Origin of the sequence: Streptomyces sp. GESEQ-35 (assembly GCF_017948485.1) — a bacterium.
Classification (GTDB): Bacteria; Actinomycetota; Actinomycetes; order Streptomycetales; family Streptomycetaceae; genus Streptomyces.
Genome location: NZ_JAFFSX010000092.1, coordinates 1 through 610, shown reverse-complemented (window position 1 = coordinate 610; position 610 = coordinate 1). Strand labels below are relative to the sequence as shown.

Here is a 610-nt window from a genome sequence, read left to right as displayed (position 1 = left end):
ACACCAGCACCCGCCACCACAGCCGGAACAGGAACCGACGATGCAACGTCCCTTGCTTCGCCGAGCAGTTGGTTGCGCAGGAATCGGGCGACCGCGCGGGGAGTGGGGTGGTCGAAGGTCAGCGTCGTTGGGAGCGTCAGGCCGACCGACGTGCCGAGGCGGTTCCTGAATTCGACAGCGGCCAGGGAGTCGAAGCCCAACTCCTTGAACGCGCGGGAGGCGTCTACGGTCTCGGGCGTGACGTGCCCCAGCAGGATGGCGACGTGGCTGAGAACATGCTCCTGCGCGATCCGGTGCTGCTCCTCCACGGACTCCTCGGCCGCGAGCCGCTGAGCGAGGAGGGAGGCCGGGACCTGGGAAACCGCGGCTTCGGCGGAAGGCTCAACGGCCATCCCACCCCGGTTCCGCTCAACCTGTCGCGTGGTGTCGGCGTCGAGCCAGTAGGGCTGGTGTTGGAAGGGGTAGGTGGGCAGGTCGGTTTGTCCGGTGCCGGTGGTGGGCCAGGTGGCGGGGAGGCCGTGGGTGTGGGCGGTGGCGAGGTTGAGGGTGAGGGTGAGGGTGTCGGTGGTGTCGCGGCGCAGGGTGCCGGTGACGGTGTGGGGTGTGTCGA

General features: G+C 69.0%; 1 protein-coding gene. It reads right to left on the bottom strand.

Annotated features, from left to right (window positions below; translation table 11 throughout):
* Positions 1-610: acyl carrier protein (locus tag KCH87_RS49955; RefSeq protein WP_247197944.1), on the bottom strand; the 610-nt coding region annotated here is incomplete at both ends.